This is a genomic window from Cognatishimia sp. SS12, from assembly GCF_028369055.1.
Taxonomy (GTDB): Bacteria; Pseudomonadota; Alphaproteobacteria; order Rhodobacterales; family Rhodobacteraceae; genus Cognatishimia.
The window spans coordinates 790,037-809,277 of record NZ_JAQNCZ010000001.1; the positions used below are offsets into that span (position 1 = coordinate 790,037).

The following is a 19,241-nucleotide window of genomic DNA, read 5'->3' on the forward strand; positions in this document are numbered from 1 at the left end:
AAATCCTTCAGCAGGGCGTCACGCCGTCATGCACCAGTTTCCACAGGGTCGCGTCCACCAGCGCCTCAAAGGACGCATCGACAATATTGGGCGACACGCCGACCGTCGACCAACGCCGCCCCTGGCTGTCCTCGCTGTCGATAATGACGCGGGTCACGGCCTCGGTGCCGCCTTGGGTGATGCGCACCTTGAAGTCCACCAGGCGCATGTCATCAATCACCTCTTGATAAGGGCCAAGATCCTTGGCCAGCGCTTTGGACAGGGCATTGACCGGCCCGCGATCTGAGCCACTGGCATCGACAGATTCACTGACCGACATGCGTTTTTCGCCGCCGACCTTCACGACAACCACAGCTTCGGACAGGCTGACCATCTTGTTACGCTTGTTCTTGCGCCGCTCCACCGTGACTTTGTAGCGCTTGACCTCAAAATAGCTCGGCAGCTGTCCCAACTCTTTGCGGGCCAGCAGCTCAAAGCTGGCCTGCGCCGTGTCAAAACTATAGCCCTCAGCCTCTTTTTCTTTGATCTTCTCAAGAATTCTGGCCAAGGCCGGATCGCCCTTTTCCACCGAAATACCCGCCTCAGACAGGCGGCGGCGCAGGTTGGATTGCCCGGCCTGATTGGACATGGGTATGATCCGCTCATTGCCCACGGTGGCCGGATCCACATGTTCATAGGTGCTTGGATCTTTTAAGATCGCGCTGGCGTGCAGCCCAGCTTTGTGGGCAAAGGCGCTGGCCCCGACAAAGGCGGCCTGTTTGGTGGGCACCCGGTTCAGAATGTCATCCAGCATCCGGCTCACGCGGGTCATCCCGGCCAGGGCCTCGGCATCAACGCCAATCTCAAACCGGCTGGCATAAGGTTCCTTAAGGGCCAGCATCGGGATCAGCGTTGTCAGATTGGCGTTGCCGCAGCGTTCGCCCAGCCCATTCAGGGTGCCCTGGATCTGCCGCGCCCCGGCGTCCACCGCCGCCAGCGAATTGGCCACGGCGTGTTCGGTGTCATTATGGGTGTGAATGCCGATGTGATCGCCCGGCACCCCGGCCGCAATCACCGCCTTGGTGGCGTCAAAGACTTCGCTGGGCAGCGCGCCGCCATTGGTATCACAGAGCACAACCCAACGCGCGCCCGCATCATAGGCGGCTTTGACCGCTTCAAGCGCATAGGCGGGATTGGATTTATAGCCGTCAAAGAAATGTTCCGCGTCAAACAGCGCCTCGCGCCCCTGCGCCACAAGATGCGAGATGGATTTGGCTATATTGTCGGTGTTTTCCGCAAGGCTGATGCCAAGCGCGGTTTCTACATGGAAATCATGGCTTTTGCCGACCAGACAGACCGCAGGCGTGCCCGCGTTCATCACGGCAGCTAGCACATCGTCGTTTTCCGCCGATAGCCCGGCGCGTTTGGTCATGCCAAAGGCGGTGAAGCGCGCTTTGGTGTCGGGCCGGTTTTCGAAAAACTCGCTGTCTGTTGGGTTTGCACCGGGCCAGCCGCCTTCGATGTAATCCAGCCCCAAAGCATCGAGCGTCTTGGCGATCTGGATTTTCTCCGCTGTTGCGAATTGCACGCCCTGGGTCTGCTGCCCGTCGCGCAGGGTGGTGTCGTAAAGGTATAGCCGCTCTTTGGTCATTTAAATGCCCCCCTTTGCCCGGCATCGCCGGGCCGCGCCCGACCCTCCCCACGGGAGGGCGCTTCGCCCCCTCCCAGGGTCAGACGCCGCCCTGAGGTTAGATCGTTTTTCATTGCAGCGCCTCCAGCTTGGCCGCATCAAAACCCGGCCCTGGCAAAAGCTCAACGCCCGCTTTGCTCATCCGCACCTCAACGCCCGCATTCAGCAGCGCTGTCTTGAGCCGGTCCACCTCGGAAAAATCTTTGGTTTCCATAGCGCGAGAGCGCGCATCGGCCAGCAAAACGGCATAGTGCGACAGATCCACATCCGGCGCGGCGGCCCATTCTGGCGCGACATCGCCCAACAAGCCCAACACCCGCAAGCCCGACGCCAAGGCTGCGCTGCTGCCTTCTGCCGCCAACTTGTGCAATGCGGTCAACGCCTTTGAGGTGTTCAGATCATCCGCCAAGGCCATCAGCACCGACGCTGGCACCTCTGCCGCCTCTGCGCCCACGGCCAGATGGTACCACTTGCGCAGCGTCGCTTCGGCCTCTTTCGCCTTTTTCTCGGTCCAATCCATCGGCTTGCCATAATGCGTGGACAGGAACACAAAGCGGATCACCTCGCCCGGCACGCCCTTGTCCAAAAGATCGCGCACGGTAAAGAAATTGCCCAAAGACTTGGACATTTTCTTGCCTTCAACCTGCAGCATTTCATTGTGCATCCAGACCTTGGCAAACTGCCCCTCGGGATGGGCGCAGCAGCTTTGGGCGATTTCATTTTCATGGTGCGGGAACATCAAATCATTGCCGCCGCCGTGAATATCAAAACTTGCGCCCAGAATGTCATGCGCCATGGCCGAGCATTCGATATGCCAGCCCGGACGCCCCCGGCCCCAAGGGCTCTCCCAACCGGGCAGATCATCGGTTGACGGTTTCCACAGCACAAAATCCATCGGGTCGCGTTTGTTATCTGCCACCTCAACCCGCGCACCGGCGATCATATCATCGACCGACCGCCCCGACAGCGCGCCATAGTTCTCATAGCTTTTCACCGAAAACAGCACATGGCCTGCCCCATCAGGATAGGCATGGCCTTTTTCAATCAGCACCTCAATCATCGCGATCATCTGCGCGATATAGGCGGTGGCGCGCGGCATATGATCGGGGCGCAAAGCCCCAAGCGCGCCCATGTCTTTGAGATACCAATCAATGGTCTCTTCGGTGCGCTCCTGCACCAAATCTTCCAGCGTGCCGGGTGCCCCGGCCTCTTTGCGCGCCAGCGCAGTCGCGTTGATTTTATCGTCAACGTCGGTGAAGTTGCGCACATATGTGACGTGATTTGGCCCATAGACATGGCGCAACAGACGGTTGAGAATGTCAAACACCACAACCGGGCGCGCATTGCCCAGATGTGCCCGATCATAGACCGTTGGCCCACAGACATACATGCGCACATTCTGTGGATCGATCGGCGCAAACAGCTCTTTTTTGCGGGTTTTTGAGTTATACAGCTTGATCTCGGTCATGGCTCGTCCCTACGCGGCGCTTTGGCAGCGGGCTTAGCAACTTCGCACATGATATGGAATAGAAGATCGGCCCGCGTGATGTCTCAGCAGGTAATGCAGCAAATAATAATGGTGCGTGTTGTCTTCATGGGGGCGACCATAGAAAGCCGCCCCCAATGGGTCAAGACCAGACAGAAGGACCTAAACCCGCAATTGACGCAAAGAGACCTTGGATTGCGCCAATATCGTCAGGGCGATGCCAACAAAAACCAGCGCGGCCCCCGCCCATGTCTGAAGCGCATAACGTTCGCCCATGAACAGTGTCACCGAAAACAGGCTGGTCGCTGCCGCCACATAGCCCGTCTGGCTGAGCAGCAATGGCCCGCCCAGATGCTGCAGCCGGAAATACGCTGGAAAGATCAGCGCCGCAGCGACAAGTTGAACCAGCGCGACAATGGGCACATCGCCAAGCGAGACCACCGGCAGGCTGCCGGTCAGCGAGAGCTGCACCAGGATCAACGCCAGCAGCGCGGCCCCCTGACTCCAGAAGGCAAGCGTCGCCGGATGAACCCCCTCGGGCCAATCAAGCGTGCGGTAGATATTGCCAACGGCCAACACCATCGGCAGCACGATGCCAAGCGCCGCCCAAGCGCTAAACCCTGCCAGCCCGCCATCGCGCCCCAAGGCCACGATGCAGGCCCCCAGCAGGCCAAATCCGATACCGATCACGCCCAATGGCGTCACGCCCTTTAGCCGGAAGGCCGCCGAAAGCGCCAGGGTGAACACCGGTGACAAGGCAAACATCAGCCCCACATGCCCCGCGCCGAGCTTTGGGATCAGCACAAAGATCAGCACATTCACCAACGCAAAGGACAGCAGCCCGGAAATCACGACATAGCGCAGCACCCGTCCCCGCGGCAGGGCAAAGTCGCGCCGCCGCCAAAGATCGGGGGCGATAAAAATCACCGCCCCTAGCGAAATCACCATCGCCCAGACAATCGGCGCAATCCCCGCCTGCGCCGCCAACTTGCCCAGGGGAAATGTCAGTCCAAACAGCCCACCTGTGTAGAGCAGCAGCAATCCGGGGCTGCCGTAGATCCGATCAAGCATAGCTGACCACCTCAAATTCGATGCCTTCGGGGCCATCAAAATAGAACCTTACACCGGGTTCATAATCCGCGTGGTTATGCGGTGTGTAACCGCTGTTGACCACACGCGCCTCGGTCGCTTTGATATCTGGGACAACCACGCCAATGTGGTTAAGTCCCGCTTGCGTGACATATGAACTTTCTAGTGATTTCAGATCCTTGCGCGGCGAATATAACGCAAGATACCCGTCATCATCGCCAACGTGCACGGTATAGCCGTTGTCCTTGGCGCTGCCTTCCCAGCGGATTTTCCAGTCAAATAGATCCATCAGGATCTGCGCCATATCCTTGGGGTCGTTCACGGTGATATTAACATGCTCCAGGTGCATAGTGATGCCTCATTACTGGTTGATCTACTTACCCATTCTTTCTAATTCTTGAAGTTAACTTTAACTCAAGCGAATAAAATCAATGCAAAACAAGGCAATACATCATCGCGGCCTGACCATCGGCCAGATTGCAACCCGCACAGGCCTCGCCCCCTCCGCCATTCGATTCTACGAAAGCGAAGGTCTGGTGCATCCGTTTCGTACCGATGGCGGTCAGCGGCAGTATCAGCGCGGCGACATTCGCCGCCTAAGCTTTGTGATGATTGCGCAAGGCTTGGGATTTGCGATCAAAGACATCAAAGCGGTGCTGGATCGTCTGCCGGAAAACCGCACCCCGACGCCCGCCGACTGGGCACGGATATCGCGCGATTTTCGCAAAACGCTGGAGGCGCGGATTGACCAGATGACTGCGCTGCGCGATCGGCTGGATGGCTGCATTGGCTGCGGCTGCCTGTCTTTGAAGACCTGCAAGCTCTATAACCCGGCTGATCGCATCAATCGCAACGGGGCTGGTCCGCGTTACCTGATGGGCGATCGCATAATCGAGGACGAATAAGCCAAAGAAAAAGGGGGCCGAGGCCCCCGAGGTTCGTTTCTCAAACTCACTTTAGTTTACTGCTCGTCATTTTATGCCTGCGGTCTGAGACCCGTTCAAAGGGGCGCACCCCTCTGGAAATCGTGGCGGGATATACCCCCCGCCGGGGGTGTCAGGCAGGCGATCAGACCGCCTGCCTCCCTTGGTTATTAACTGCAGCCAGAGGTTGCGCCGCAGGTGTTACACTTCATGCAGGTGCCATTGCGCACCAAGGTATAGTTGCCGCAATCGCCGCAGGGGTCGCCCTCATAGCCTTGCATCTTTGCTTTGACACGGGCGTCCATCTTGACGGTGCCGCTGGCCACCGCGGTGGTGGCTGCTACAGCCAGCCCGCCCTCGCCGGTTTCCGGCACCAAGGTGCGCAGCGCCATTTCAGGATCAGCGCCGCCGTTCAACACCAAGAGCTCCTGCGGCATACGTTTGCGCAGATAGCCGGTCGAGGAAATCTGCTTCAGCACTTCAAGCGATTTGCTGGCGGCATTTTCGCTCAGCTCCTTGACGTTGGACACGCCCTCAGCCTCGCCCTGCCCCAGATCATCAAAGGCGGCACCCTCTGGCTTCACATGGGCCAAATCTGTTCGATCCAGATAAGACACCGCCAGTTCCCGGAAGATATAATCCAGGATGGATGTTGCATTTTTGATAGAGTCATTACCCTGCACCATGCCCGCAGGCTCAAATTTGGTGAAGGTAAAGGCGTCGACGAACTCTTCCAGCGGCACGCCATATTGCAAGCCGACCGAGACCGCGATGGCGAAATTGTTCATCATCGCGCGGAAGCCAGCGCCTTCCTTGTGCATGTCGATGAAGATCTCGCCCAGCGACCCATCGGCATATTCGCCGGTCCGCAGATAAACCTTGTGCCCGCCAACAACGGCTTTTTGGGTATAGCCCTTGCGCCGCTCCGGCATTTTTTCGCGGTGCGATTTCACCAGCTCTTTGACGACAACTTTTTCGACGATCTTTTCGGCCAGCACCTGCGCTTTTTGCTGCGGTGTGCCGCTTTCAAAGATTTCTTCGGCCTCTTCGTCATCTTCGATCAGTGCCGCAGCCAGAGGTTGCGACAGCTTGGACCCATCACGATAAAGCGCATTGGCTTTGACGCCCAGCGACCAGCTGAGTTCATAGGCCTTCTGACAATCCTCAATCGTGGCATCGTTCGGCATGTTGATGGTCTTGGAGATCGCGCCGGAAATAAACGACTGCGCGGCTGCCATCATGGTGATGTGGCTGTCGACCGACAGATAGCGTTTGCCCTTCTTGCCGCAGGGGTTGGCGCAATCAAAGATCGGCAGGTGCGCCTCTTTCAGATGCGGGGCCCCTTCCAGGGTCATGGTGCCACAGACGTGATCATTGGCCGCGTCGATATCCGCCTTGGTAAAGCCCAGATGCGCCAGAAGGTTAAACTCCGGGTCATTCAGCTTCGCTGCTGGGATGCCCAGTGGCCCGGTGCAGAAAGCTTCGCCCAGCGTGAACTGGTTGAAAACAAACCGAATATCAAAGGCGGTTTCCAGCGCGGCTTCAATCTTGGTCAGCTCGGCCTCGGTAAAGCCATGCTGGATCAGCGTGGTGGGGTTAATCGCCGGCGCATTGCCCAGCGTGCCGTGGCCCACCGCGTAGGAAATGATCTCTTCGATCTGCGAAGATGGATAGCCCAGTTTTTCCAGCGCTGCCGGTACAGAACGGTTGATGATCTTGAAATATCCGCCGCCCGCGAGCTTTTTGAACTTCACCAGCGCAAAGTCCGGTTCAATCCCGGTGGTGTCACAATCCATCACCAGACCAATGGTGCCGGTTGGCGCAATCACCGAAACCTGCGCATTGCGATAGCCGTGTTTTTCGCCCAGCTCCAGCGCCTCGTCCCAAGCGGATTTGGCCAGCGCCACAAGGGTTTGATCCGGCACATTTGTCAGGTCCAGCGGCACGGGTTTCACCGCAAGCGCTTCGTATCCTTCGGTTTTTCCATAAGCGGCCGTGCGGTGGTTTCGGATCACACGCAGCATATGGTCAGCGTTTTTGGCATGGCCCGGGAAAGCGCCCAGTTCTGCCGCCATTTCGGCAGAAGTCGCATAAGACACGCCAGTCAGGATCGCGGTCAGCGCCGCGCCAAGCGCCCGACCCTCGTCGCTGTCATAGCTGTAACCCATGTTCATCAATAGGCCACCGATATTGGCGTACCCCAGACCCAGCGTGCGGAAATCACACGACCGCTGCGCAATTTCCTTGGAGGGGAACTGCGCCATCATGACCGAAATTTCCAGCGTGACGGTCCAAACGCGGATCGCATGCACGTAATCATCCGCCTGAAACACCCCGTCTTTGAGGAAAGTCAGCAGGTTCATGGACGCAAGGTTGCAGGCCGTATCATCCAGGAACATATATTCCGAACATGGGTTAGATCCGCGAATCTCGCCATCTTCCGGGCAGGTGTGCCAGGCATTGACGGTGTCGTGGAATTGAATCCCCGGGTCCGCGCAAGCCCAAGCCGCGTGGCCCACCTGTTCCCACAGATCGCGTGCCTTGATCGTCTTTGCGACCTTGCCATCGGTGCGCCGGATCAGTTCCCAATCTTTGTCCTCGCGCACCGCTTTTAGAAAGCTGTCGGTCACACGAATGGAGTTGTTGGAATTCTGACCCGACACCGAGGCATAGGCTTCACTGTCCCAGTCTGTGTTGTAGGTGGGGAATTCGATGCTGGTATACCCTTGTTTGGCGTAATCCAGCACGCGCTTGACGTAGGTCTCTGGAATAGCTGATTTTTTTGCGCCGCGAATGGCCGCTTTCAGCTGTGCATTGACCTTGGGATCCACCGCATCTTCGGTGCTGCCATCCCAGACACGAATGGCGCTGAAAATATCGTTCAGCTTCTCTTCGTGCATCTTAGAGCCCGCGACGATGGACGCCACTTTCTGCTCTTCCTTCACTTTCCAATTGATGAATTCTTCGATGTCCGGGTGGTCGGCATCACAGATCACCATCTTGGCTGCTCGACGGGTTGTCCCGCCTGATTTGATCGCGCCGGCGGCGCGATCCCCGATTTTCAGAAAGCCCATCAGGCCCGACGATTTGCCGCCGCCTGACAGCGCCTCGCCCTCAGCGCGCAGAGAGCTGAAATTGGTGCCCGTACCGGAGCCATATTTGAACAGCCGCGCTTCGCGCACCCAAAGATCCATGATGCCGCCGTCATTCACCAGATCGTCGGACACGGATTGAATAAAGCAGGCGTGCGGCTGCGGGTGTTCATAAGAGGATTTGGAGGCGGTCAGCTTGCCGGTTTTATAGTCGACATAATGGTGGCCCTGCGCCGGCCCGTCGATGCCATAGGCCCAGTGCAGGCCAGTGTTGAACCATTGCGGCGAATTGGGCGCGGCACGCTGCGTGGCCAGCATGTGGCGCATTTCGTCATAATAGGCGCGCGCATCTTCTTCGCTGCTGAAATAGCCGCCCTTCCAGCCCCAATAGGTCCAGGCCCCGGCCAGACGATCAAACACCTGCTTGGCGCTGATCTCGCCGCCCATGTCGGCCCCTTCGGCAGGCACCGAGCGGCAGAGAAACTCTGGCACGCCCTTTTCCTTGACCTTCTTCAGCGCGCTTGGCACCCCCGCCTTGCGAAAATATTTCTGCGCGATCACGTCAGAGGCGACCTGACTCCAGCTGGCGGGCACCTCAACGTTATCAAGCTTAAAGACAATCGACCCATCAGGGTTTCTGATTTCGGAGGTGGTGTGGACAAAATCCAGCGCCGCATAGGCGTCTTGTCCGGCTTTGGTAAATTTGCGCTCGATCTTCATTTTTGCCCCTGAAGCTTCGTCGTCCAAAATGTCGTGCGGATCGAGAGCCAGACTGCATGTACGCCAAAGCAAATCTTCCCCGCAGGGCTGCGGAAACCGCAGCCAATCATTCAGGCCAAGCCTGACGTAGGATGAAGATATTTTGTCCCTTTAGCGACCCGACACACAATATATGGTAGCTCATCAGATCCGCCTACACAATCTGGCGTATGCTGCCCGGGTTGGTCAACGAATTTTTTTTGTGTTTCCCCCGAGATAGAGGTTGACCGAACCTCTTGTGAAACACCGGCCCGGTGCACACGCGATTCCCCGAAACCTGGCCTTAATTTTCGTCCACAGCAGCGCAATTGAGCCTTGGGAGGGAAATGCCTCATTTATAATGAAAATTCTGTGTTCATCCCCACAGCCCGGAAGTTTTCCACAAGATATAGGTGTTAACAAAGGGTTAATAGGCCACATATGGTTAAATTTTGATCACTGCGATTTTTTTTAAGAAAATCCCTGCCCCCTAGAGATCCGGCAGCACATGGGGGCCAATCACGGCACAAAACGCAAACGCCGCAGCAGGGCAAACCATGCTGCGGCGTTTATGCGTTCACTTAGGTGAAATGGTCGGGGCGGCGAGATTCGAACTCACGACCCCCTGTACCCAAAACAGGTGCGCTACCAGACTGCGCTACGCCCCGGACCGTGCGCACCGTTTAACCATCACGCGCCGGAATGGAAAGAGGCAATCGTTAGATTTTTGTTCCGCTTGTCCGATTTTTCGACCGCGCAGATTTTGCACGGAACGCGCATCACACATGCACACCCTATCCGCCGGTCCGTCGACAAGTGATGAGCGACATGAAGGGTCTGCACAGAAGACCCGGTCATCGCGTTAACTATGTCAAAGGAAAATGGTCGGGGCGGCGAGATTCGAACTCACGACCCCCTGTACCCAAAACAGGTGCGCTACCAGACTGCGCTACGCCCCGGACCGTGGAACGCTGTTTAGTGCGCGCATCTGAAAATGAAAAGAGAAAAATCGCGCGTTAGAGCGCTTTTTCACGGCACGGCCAGGCCGCTGCCGTTTGCACCACGGACGGGTGGCGCAGCTCGGTGCCCACCGTGATCCCCAAGGCCTTGGCCAGCCCGCCGTTAACCTCAAGCACATAGCGCGCAGGGGCCCGGCTTGGCAGCGGTGTTTCGTCAAACGGCCGGGCGGAATGGTGGATATTCACCACAATGCCGTTCTGATCGAGAAAAATAATATCCAGCGGAATCAGGGTGTTCTTCATCCAAAAGGCCAGATCACCCGTACGATGATAGACAAAGAACATACCCGCGCTTTGCGGCATGGAGGGGCGTCCCATCAGCCCCTTGCTGCGCGCGGGGGCATTGTCGGCCACTTCGACGGTAAACCGCGCCTCGCCCCATTCGCCGCGCAGATGCACGGTATCGCGGCGGCACTCGGCCCAGGCTGGCAGCGCAAGACCAATCGCCAAAACGGCCGCTGCACCCCAAGTCAGATACCGGCCGATCCTGCGCATGGCTTACTCCTCGTTCAGGGCGGATTCCCAACTACAGACCTGGGTCGCCATCAGGCCGCGACGGCCATCAATGACACGCATAGCAAGCGCCTCACCGGGCTGCAACTCGGCCAGGCCACAGCGGCGCAGCACCTCGACATGCACAAAGACATCGTCCGGCTTGCCAAACACATTGGCAAAACCAAAGCCCTTGGCCTTGTCGAACCATTTCACCCGGCCCGGCAACAGCGGCAGCTGTGCCAGCTCTTCGCTATTGAGATCCTGAAAATCGGCCAAAGCCGCGGTGCTCTGGGTTTCCGGCGCTTCAATCGCCAGAACTTCGACAGCTTGTACACCCCGATCCGTGCTCTGCGCCAAAAGTTCAATATTGGCCCCATCCGCCACCGAACTCTGCCCAAAGTTGCGCAACACATTCGCGTGCAGCAGGATATCGGGTCCGCCATCAGATGAGACGACAAAACCGAATCCCTTGATCGGGTCAAACCACTTCACCTGCCCTTCGATTCTCTGGGCAGTATTCTTATCCATCAATTTTGCCTTACCTAACGTAACCCCATCCCCGAGGTCTGACATGTATTGCGATATATTATGCACAACGGCAAGAAATTTATAGTAGTTTTTTCATACACTTGCATTTTACGTCGCGCGAATGTCATGGGTTCAGGCGGGTAGTTTCCCAGTTTTCAGAAGGGGTTGCGCGCCGCCAGACAAAGCGATCATGCAGCCGGTAGGCCCCATCCGCCCAAAATTCAATTTCCGTCGGAATGATGCGAAAGCCGCCCCAGAACGGCGGCCGAGTCGGGGCCGTGCCATGCTGCGCCGTCACCTTGGCGACCTTGGCCATCAAGGCCCCGCGCGAAGACAGGGGCTGCGATTGATCACTCGCCCACGCGCCGAGCCGGCTTTTGAGGGACCGCGAGGCGTAATAAGCATCCGCCTGCGGCCCATCCTCGCGGCTGACGTGGCCCCGCACGCGCACTTGGCGGCGCAGGGATTTCCAATGCATGACAAAGGCGGCCTTTTGGCCTTGATCCAACTCCTGCGCCTTGGCCGACCCGTAGTTGGTGTAAAACACGAACCCCGCGTCCTCGATATCTTTCAGCAGCACCATGCGTGCATTTGGCATGCCGCTGGCGTCAACCGTCGCCAACGCAATGGCGTTGGGGTCGTTGGGTTCGCTTTTTTCAGCCTCTGCCAACCAGCTGCGGGCGATCACAAACGGATCATCCCCTGCAAATATTCCGTCGCGTTCTGCCATGTCGTCTCTCCAAAGCCATAGTTGTGGCATCAGGGGCGCTGTGGTCTTGAAGCAGAAACAGTGATCGCCTAAAGGTGCCTATAAAGGGAATTAGGGACGGAGTCCTCCGAATGTCAAATAATCTGATGGCTGGCAAACGCGGCCTGATCATGGGCCTAGCAAACGACAAATCCATTGCTTGGGGTATTGCCAAAGCTTGCGCCGATGCCGGTGCGGAGCTGGCGTTTTCCTATATGGGGGATGCGTTCAAGAAACGTGTGATCCCGCTGGCCGAGCAACTGAATGTCGATACGCTGATTGACTGCGACGTCTCCGACCCTGCCTCTGTTGATGCCGCCTTTGCCGCCATCGAAGAGAAATGGGGCAAGCTTGACTTCATCGTGCACGCCATTGGTTTTTCAGATAAAAACGAACTGCGTGGCCGCTATGTCGACACCAGCCGCGACAACTTCCTGATGACGATGGATATCTCCTGCTACAGCTTCACGGCTGTGATGCAGCGCGCCGAAAAACTGATGAAAGACGGCGGTTCGGCCCTGACGCTGACCTATTATGGCGCAGAGCAGGTCATGCCGCATTACAACGTCATGGGCGTGGCCAAAGCCGCGCTGGAAGCCTCGGTAAAATACTTGGCAGAAGATTTGGGCAAGGACGGTATTCGCGTTAACGCGATCTCGGCGGGCCCGATCAAGACGCTGGCCGCCTCGGGCATCGGCGATTTCCGCTATATCATGAAGTGGAACGAGCTGAACTCGCCGCTGCGCCGCAATGTCACCATCGAAGATGTGGGCAATTCTGCACTCTACCTGCTCTCTGATCTTGGCTCAGGTGTCACTGGCGAAAACCTGCACGTAGATGCCGGGTATCATGTGGTTGGCATGAAGGCTGTGGACGCGCCTGACATTGATGTTGTCACCGGCAAGAAATGACCCTGACCGCATTCTTGGCGTCCTGGCTTTTGTGTCTGGCCGCCGCAATGACCCCCGGGCCGGCTGTTCTTATGTCGGCCCGCATTGGTTTGCGCGAAGGTTTGGCAACCGGCACCGCGTTGGCGGCGGGGATTGGCGCGGGCGCGGTCTTTTGGGCCAGCACTGCACTGTTTGGCCTTTCCATCTTATTTGACTATGCGCCCTCGCTGTTGATCGCCCTCAAAGGCCTTGGGGCCGCTTATCTGTGTTATCTGGCCTACAAAAAGTGGCGTCACGCGGATGAGCCGATGCAAGCCGCGGACACATCTATCAAAGCGCGCAGCAAATGGGCGGCGTTTAAGCTGGGGGTTTTGACCCAGCTCTCCAACCCAAAAGGGCCCATTTTCTTTGGCGCAGTCTTTGCGGGCACCATCCCTGACAGCGCGCCGCTTTGGGTGCTGGCCTGCCTGCTGGGCCTGATCTTCACCGGGGAAACCCTGTGGAATATCGCTGTCGTGCGCATTTTCTCTTTTGAGAAAACCCGCAAGGGCTATACCAATCTAAAAGGCGTGTTTGATCGCGTCTTTGGGGGCGCGCTGGCAATACTGGGTCTGAAAATCGCCGCCACTTAAAACTGCGGGGGTTTATGGAACTGACACATATCATTGCATTTAACCTGACGTTGCTGGCGGCGATCGCCAGCCCCGGCCCTGCAATGCTGGTGTCAATCAAAGCCAGCCTGACCGGCGGGTTTCGCCAAGGCGTGATCACCGGCGCGGGCCTTGGGCTGATGGCCGCCGTTTGGACATCGCTGGCGCTATTGGGGCTTGGGGGGCTGCTTGCGCTCTTTCCTTGGGCCTATCTTGCGATGAAAATCGCGGGCGCGATCTATTTGATCTGGATTGCCGTTGGCATGTGGCGCACGGCGCGCGCGCCGCTGGCAACGACCAACGCTCAGGTGGCCGGGCGGCAAGCTTTTGTCACCGGACTTTCGGTCAACTTGGCCAATCCAAAATCGGTTTTGTTCGCCTCAGCCGTGCTATTGGTGATCTTTCCGCAGGATATTTCGCTCAGCGAAAAAGCCTTTGTTGTCGCAAATCATCTTGCAGTCGAACTGATTTGCTATACAGGTTTCGCCCTCTTACTTTCCACAGCCCCCGCGCGGGATGGCTATCTGCGACTCAAGCCGATCTTTGATCGCATCGCTGCGGCTGTCTTAGGGGCGCTGGGGTTACGTTTACTGCTTGACCGTTCTTAAGAAAGGACATCCGATGAATGATCGTTTGCCCCATGAAAAGGGATTTCACATCAGCTGGGATCAAATCCACCGCGATTCCCGTGCCTTGGCGTGGCGGCTGGACGGTCAGGGCCCCAATGATGGTGCATGGTCTGCGATTGTTGCGATCACACGCGGCGGCATGGCCCCGGCGATGATCATTGCGCGCGAATTGGACGTGCGCGTTGTCGACACCATCAGCGTCAAATCCTATCACAACCAAGATCGCGGTGAAGCGCAGGTGCTCAAAGCCCCAGATGCTGAGATCATGGGCAAAGATGGCGAAGGTGTTCTGATCATCGATGATCTGGTGGACAGCGGCAAAACGTTGGAACTGGTACGCGAGATGTATCCCAAGGCGCATTTCGCCACGGTCTACGCCAAGCCAAAGGGCCGCGCGCAGGTCGACAGCTTTATCACCGAAGTGTCGCAAGACACATGGATCTTTTTCCCATGGGATATGGCGCTGCAATATGTGCAGCCCTATCGCGGGTCCGACTGATACCTTTCCCCAAACGCCCCGAATTTCAGGCCATTTATGACATCTCATTCGCGCACAGCTGCCACGTTCCTGCCCCCCGTGATGGAGGCACGTCGTTGGATCGAGGGTGTGGCTTTCACCGATGACAAACCCCTGATCAACGTCAGCCAGGCCGCCCCGGTCGCCGCCCCGCCCGAAGGGCTGCGGCAGGCGATTGCCGAGGCGGCGCTGAACGATGTCAGCGCACATCTCTATGGTGCGGTTCTGGGGCTTGGGGCATTGCGCGCCGAGATCGCGGCGCAATGGTCGGCCAGCTATGGGGGCACCATAGTGCCTGAGCAGGTCGCCATCACCTCTGGCTGCAATCAAGCCTTTGCTGCAACATTGGCGGCCATCGCAGGCGAAGGCGATGAGTTGATCCTGCCAACCCCATGGTATTTCAATCATAAAATGTGGCTCGACATGCAAGGCGTCACAGCTGTGGCGCTGAAAACCGGCGCGGATCTTTTGCCAGATCCGACCAAAGCCGAGGCGCTGATCACGCCCCGCACCCGCGCAATCGCGCTGGTGACGCCCAATAATCCCGGCGGCGTTGAATACCCCGATCATCTGGTTGCGGACTTCTACGCGCTTGCGCGCAAACATGGGATCAAATTGATCCTGGATGAAACCTACCGCGACTTTGACTCCCGCAGCGGCGCGCCCCATGCGCTTTTTGCCGATCCGAACTGGGCGGACACGCTGATCCAGCTTTATTCTTTCTCCAAGGCCTACCGTCTGACGGGCCATCGTGTGGGCGCGATTATTTCCAGCGCCGCGCATCTGTCAGAGGCAGAAAAATTCCTCGACACCGTGACCATCTGCCCCAACCAACTGGGCCAGATCGGCGCGCTTTGGGGGATGCAGAACCTCGGTGACTGGGTCGCTGGCGAGCGGGCCGAGATCCTTGACCGCCGCGCCGCCATCGAAGAGTATTTCCCCAAGCTTGCCCAAAATGGTTGGCGGCTCTTGGGGCTGGGGGCGTATTTCGCCTATGTTGAGCACCCCTTTGCCATGGCGTCTGATGCGCTGGCGAAAGAGCTGGTGCGCCAATCCCATGTGCTGACCCTGCCGGGCACCATGTTTACCCCCGCCGATGATGCCAATGGCAAAACCCAACTGCGCCTGGCCTTTGCAAACGTCGATCGCGCGGAAATCCAAATGCTGTTTGACCGGCTTGCGGCTTTTGATGCGCCACGCCGCTAGACGCAGGCGCAGCGCGTGATCACGCCAAACCCCTGACAAGCGCGCGAAAACGCGCCCTTGCCCCTTGCCCCCCTCCCGGCGGCATCGTAGACATTCGCAACCTAGAATTCTGCGCCAGCCAAGGGGGCCGCATGTCCGAGAAAAGATCAATTTCCAAATCACTGATGTGGGTGCTGATGGGCCTGCTGATTTTCGGCCTTGGCGGCTTTGGCATCACCAATCTCGGCGGCGCGGTGCAAAGCGTCGGCAGCGTCGATGGCAAGGACATCGAAATTGATGCCTATTATCGCGCGGTGCAGGATCAACTGTCTGCGCTTCAGGCCCAAACCGGGCAGCGCATCACATTCACGCAGGCGCAGGCCTTTGGTCTGGATCGTCAAATTCTGGGCACTTTGGTGGCAGAACGCGCGCTGGACGCCGAAGCCGAACGGCTTGGCCTGTCGATGGGGGATGAAAACCTGCGACGCGAAGTGTTGTCGATCCCGGCCTTTCAATCGCTGGATGGCAGTTTTGACCGCGAAGCCTATCGGTTTGCGCTGCAAAATTCGGGTATGAACGAAACCGAATTTGAAAATTCCCTGCGCGAAGATGCGGCGCGCGGCTTGCTGCAAAGCGCGATTGTGGGCGGCGTTGAAATGCCACGCACCTACGCCAATGCCCTGCTGGCCTATCTGGGCGAGCAACGCAGTTTTACCATGGCAATCCTGGGCGAAGCGCAGCTGGAAACCGAAATCGGCACTGCGGATGAGGCCACGCTCAAGACCTTCTATGATGAAAATATCGAAGCTTTCATGCGTCCGGCCACCCGCGACATCACCTATGTGGCGCTGGTGCCGTCCATGCTGATTGACAGCGTTGAGATCGACGACGCCACGCTGAAGGCCGAATATGACGCACGCGATGCTGAATTCAACCAACCAGAGCGGCGGCTGGTCGAGCGCCTGGTGTTCGGAACCAGCGAAGAAGCGGCCAATGCCTTGGCGGATGTTACGGCCGGTGAAACCTCGTTTGAGGATCTGGTCGAGGCGCGCGGTCTGACCCTTGCGGATGTGGATCTGGGCGATCTTAGCGCCGACGAGCTGAGCGACGCGTCTGTGCCGGTCTTTGCTGCCGAAACTGGCGAAGTTGTCGGCCCGATCCAAACCGATCTTGGCCCGGCGCTGTTCCGGGTGAATGCGGTGCTGGAGGCGCAAAATGTCAGCTTCGAAGAGGCTCTGCCGCAGCTGCGTGACGCACTGGCACTGGATCGTGCGCGCCGTGTGATTGACGCGCAGATCAACGACATCGACGATCTCTTGGCCGGTGGTGCCTCGCTTGAGGACGTGGCCGCAGAAACCGACATGGAGCTGGGCACCATCAATTTCCACGCAGGATCGGACGAGGATATTGCCGGCTACGCGGGCTTCCGCCAAGTGGCGCAAACCGTGACCGAAGAGGATTTCCCGCAGATCGAACAGCTGGAAGATGGCGGTATCTATGCCCTGCGCCTTGATGGCACAACCGACGCGGCCCCTGCCCCCTTTGACGCGATCAAGGATGAGGTTCAGGCCGCTTGGCAGCAGGATGCGCTGAACGTGGCGCTGAGCGCGCAGGCAAATGCGATCGTGGCTGAAATGAACGCGGGCACCGACATCATTGCGCTGGGTCTGCCGGTCTTTACCGAACAGCAGCTGACGCGCGGCGGCTTTGTGCCGGACGCCCCCGAAGCCTTGCTCGACACCGTCTTTGAGATGACCGAGGGCGAGGTGCGCACGCTGAATGTCGATGGGCGTAGCTTTGTGATTGAGCTGGACGCGATTGCCCCAGCGGATATGGAAAACCCTGAAAACGCCACCCTGGCGAACCTTGTGGCGCAGCAAAGCGCGCAAGCGCTCGCGCAGGATATTTTCCAGGCCTATTCCAACCACATCCGCGCAGCGGCTGACATCGAAATTGACCAACACGCGCTGGCGGCTGTCCACGCGCAACTGCAGTAACCCGAAAGGCTGACCCGTGGCTTTGATCCCGTCTTTTGACGCCTTTGAAACCGCCTATGAGGCGGGCAAAAATCAGGTGGTTTACACCCGCTTGGCCGCTGATCTGGATACCCCTGTTTCCCTGATGCTGAAGCTGACCGGCGCAAAACGGGATGCCTTCATGCTTGAGTCTGTCACCGGCGGCGAAGTCCGCGGGCGGTATTCGATCATCGGGATGAAGCCTGACTTGATCTGGCAGTGCCATGACAAAGCCAGCCGCATCAATCGCAACGCACGTTTTGACAGCGAAAGCTTTGACGCGCAGCCGGGTGATCCGCTGGCCAACCTGCGCGCGCTCATCGAAGAAAGCAAAATTGACCTGCCCGATGATCTGCCGCAGGCCTCGGCCGGTCTGTTCGGGTTTCTGGGCTATGACATGATCCGCCTGGTTGAGCATCTGCCAAATGTGAACCCGGATCCCCTGGGCCTGCCGGACGCCTGCATGATGCGCCCGTCTGTGGTTGCCGTGTTGGACGGGGTCAAAGGCGAAGTGACCGTGGTCTCCCCCGCCTGGGTCACGGAGGGGCAATCCGCCCGCGCCGCCTATGCCCAGGCTGCTGAGCGGGTGATGGATGCTGTACGCGATCTGGAACGCGCCCTGCCGCAAGCGGCGCGCGAAATGGGTGATGCGAAATCGGTCGGCGAACCGGTGAGCAATTTCACCAAAGAAGGCTACAAAGCCGCCGTTGAAAAAGCCAAGGATTACATCCGCGCCGGCGATATCTTTCAGGTGGTCCCGGCGCAGCGCTGGACACATGATTTCCCGCTGCCGCCCTTTGCGCTTTATCGGTCGTTGCGGCGCACGAACCCGTCGCCCTTCATGTTCTATTTCAATTTTGGCGGCTATCAGGTGATTGGGGCCAGCCCGGAAATTCTGGTGCGTGTCTTTGGCAATGAAGTCACCATTCGCCCCATCGCAGGCACCCGCCCGCGCGGGGCCACTCCCGAAGAGGACCGCGCCAATGAAGCAGACCTGCTGGCCGACAAGAAAGAGCTGGCCGAGCACCTGATGCTGCTGGATCTGGGGCGCAATGACACTGGCAAGGTCAGCAAGATCGGCACGGTGCGCCCGACCGAAGAATTCGTGATCGAGCGCTACAGCCACGTCATGCACATCGTTTCCAATGTCGTGGGCGAGCTGGCCGAGGATCAAGATGCGCTGAGTGCGTTTTTCTCTGGCATGCCCGCAGGCACGGTATCCGGGGCCCCCAAGGTGCGCGCAATGGAAATCATCGACGAACTTGAGCCGGAAAAGCGCGGCGTTTATGGCGGCGGTGTCGGCTATTTCAGCGCCGGGGGCGACATGGATATGTGCATCGCCCTGCGCACCGCAATCGTCAAAGACGAAAAGCTTTATGTGCAGGCTGGCGGCGGCGTGGTCTATGACAGCGACCCAGAAGCCGAATACATGGAGACGGTGCATAAATCCAACGCCATCCGCCATGCCGCCGAAGACGCAGGACGTTTCGAAGATTTTGGCAACGGATAGCGGCCATATCTACGCAAGTATTAAAGGCGCGGCAGTATTCCCTGCCGCGCCTTTTCTT

16 protein-coding genes and 2 tRNA genes are annotated in these 19,241 nt (G+C 58.2%); 8 read left to right on the forward strand and 10 right to left on the reverse strand.

The features are described 5' to 3' along the window. Nucleotides 1–7: 7 nt before the first annotated feature. From cimA to N6L24_RS03950, 4 genes are all read right to left on the reverse strand, one after another. Nucleotides 8–1,630, reverse strand: a complete 1,623-nt coding sequence (gene cimA, locus N6L24_RS03935) for a citramalate synthase (RefSeq protein WP_271843327.1) — start codon at nt 1,628–1,630, stop codon at nt 8–10. 109 nt (nt 1,631–1,739) lie between these two features. Continuing rightward, on the reverse strand, nt 1,740–3,137 hold the full coding sequence (gene cysS, locus N6L24_RS03940; RefSeq protein ID WP_271843328.1) for a cysteine--tRNA ligase: 1,398 nt from the start codon (nt 3,135–3,137) through the stop codon (nt 1,740–1,742). A gap of 180 nt (nt 3,138–3,317) precedes the next feature. Then, the gene (locus N6L24_RS03945; protein ID WP_271843329.1) at nt 3,318–4,226 is read right to left on the reverse strand and encodes a DMT family transporter; all 909 of its coding nucleotides are present in this window, start codon (nt 4,224–4,226) and stop codon (nt 3,318–3,320) included. After that, nucleotides 4,219–4,593: a VOC family protein gene (locus tag N6L24_RS03950; protein WP_442872573.1), complete on the reverse strand. Its 375-nt coding sequence runs from the start codon at nt 4,591–4,593 to the stop codon at nt 4,219–4,221. The genes N6L24_RS03945 and N6L24_RS03950 overlap by 8 nt, the downstream gene beginning before the upstream one ends. Before the next feature lie 82 nt (nt 4,594–4,675). Between N6L24_RS03950 and soxR the strand changes: the two genes are divergently transcribed. After that, nucleotides 4,676–5,149: a redox-sensitive transcriptional activator SoxR gene (gene soxR, locus N6L24_RS03955; protein WP_271843330.1), complete on the forward strand. Its 474-nt coding sequence runs from the start codon at nt 4,676–4,678 to the stop codon at nt 5,147–5,149. 188 nt (nt 5,150–5,337) lie between these two features. Here the strand turns inward: soxR and N6L24_RS03960 are convergent, their stop codons facing one another. The 6 genes from N6L24_RS03960 to pdxH form a co-directional block, all read right to left on the reverse strand. After that, nucleotides 5,338–8,979 carry a vitamin B12-dependent ribonucleotide reductase gene (locus N6L24_RS03960; protein ID WP_271843331.1) on the reverse strand — a complete coding sequence of 1,214 codons (3,642 nt, stop codon included), beginning with the start codon at nt 8,977–8,979 and terminating at the stop codon, nt 5,338–5,340. Nucleotides 8,980–9,588: 609 nt separating this feature from the next. Further along, nucleotides 9,589–9,665: transfer RNA gene (locus N6L24_RS03965), tRNA-Pro, on the reverse strand. Nucleotides 9,666–9,879: 214 nt separating this feature from the next. Further along, nucleotides 9,880–9,956: transfer RNA gene (locus N6L24_RS03970), tRNA-Pro, on the reverse strand. Between the two features lie 57 nt (nt 9,957–10,013). After that, nucleotides 10,014–10,511: a DUF192 domain-containing protein gene (locus tag N6L24_RS03975; RefSeq protein WP_271843332.1), complete on the reverse strand. Its 498-nt coding sequence runs from the start codon at nt 10,509–10,511 to the stop codon at nt 10,014–10,016. A gap of 3 nt (nt 10,512–10,514) precedes the next feature. Beyond that, on the reverse strand, nt 10,515–11,039 hold the full coding sequence (locus N6L24_RS03980) for a cold-shock protein (RefSeq protein ID WP_271843333.1): 525 nt from the start codon (nt 11,037–11,039) through the stop codon (nt 10,515–10,517). Nucleotides 11,040–11,163: 124 nt separating this feature from the next. Then, entirely contained in the window at nt 11,164–11,769 is a 606-nt protein-coding gene (gene pdxH / locus N6L24_RS03985) for a pyridoxamine 5'-phosphate oxidase (protein WP_271843334.1), read from the reverse strand. Nucleotides 11,770–11,879: 110 nt separating this feature from the next. Here pdxH and fabI point away from each other — a divergent pair, with 110 nt between their 5' ends. The 7 genes from fabI (at nt 11,880) to trpE (ending at nt 19,183) form a co-directional block, all read left to right on the forward strand. After that, a complete protein-coding gene (gene fabI, locus N6L24_RS03990) occupies nt 11,880–12,698 on the forward strand; it encodes an enoyl-ACP reductase FabI (protein ID WP_271843335.1) in 819 nt (272 codons plus the stop codon). Beyond that, nucleotides 12,695–13,309, forward strand: a complete 615-nt coding sequence (locus tag N6L24_RS03995; protein ID WP_271843336.1) for a LysE family translocator — start codon at nt 12,695–12,697, stop codon at nt 13,307–13,309. Before fabI ends, N6L24_RS03995 begins: the two co-directional genes overlap by 4 nt. 14 nt (nt 13,310–13,323) lie before the next feature. Beyond that, a complete protein-coding gene (locus tag N6L24_RS04000; protein ID WP_271843337.1) occupies nt 13,324–13,935 on the forward strand; it encodes a LysE family translocator in 612 nt (203 codons plus the stop codon). A gap of 13 nt (nt 13,936–13,948) precedes the next feature. Continuing rightward, nucleotides 13,949–14,455 (forward strand): xanthine phosphoribosyltransferase, encoded by a 507-nt coding sequence (gene gpt, locus N6L24_RS04005; RefSeq protein ID WP_271843338.1) that lies wholly within the window; start codon nt 13,949–13,951, stop codon nt 14,453–14,455. Between the two features lie 36 nt (nt 14,456–14,491). Beyond that, nucleotides 14,492–15,679, forward strand: coding sequence for an aminotransferase (locus tag N6L24_RS04010; RefSeq protein ID WP_271843339.1), 1,188 nt, complete (start codon nt 14,492–14,494; stop codon nt 15,677–15,679). Nucleotides 15,680–15,810: 131 nt separating this feature from the next. Next, nucleotides 15,811–17,655, forward strand: a complete 1,845-nt coding sequence (locus N6L24_RS04015; RefSeq protein ID WP_271843340.1) for a peptidylprolyl isomerase — start codon at nt 15,811–15,813, stop codon at nt 17,653–17,655. 16 nt (nt 17,656–17,671) lie between these two features. Next, nucleotides 17,672–19,183: an anthranilate synthase component I gene (gene trpE, locus N6L24_RS04020; protein WP_271843341.1), complete on the forward strand. Its 1,512-nt coding sequence runs from the start codon at nt 17,672–17,674 to the stop codon at nt 19,181–19,183. Nucleotides 19,184–19,241: the final 58 nt, after the last annotated feature.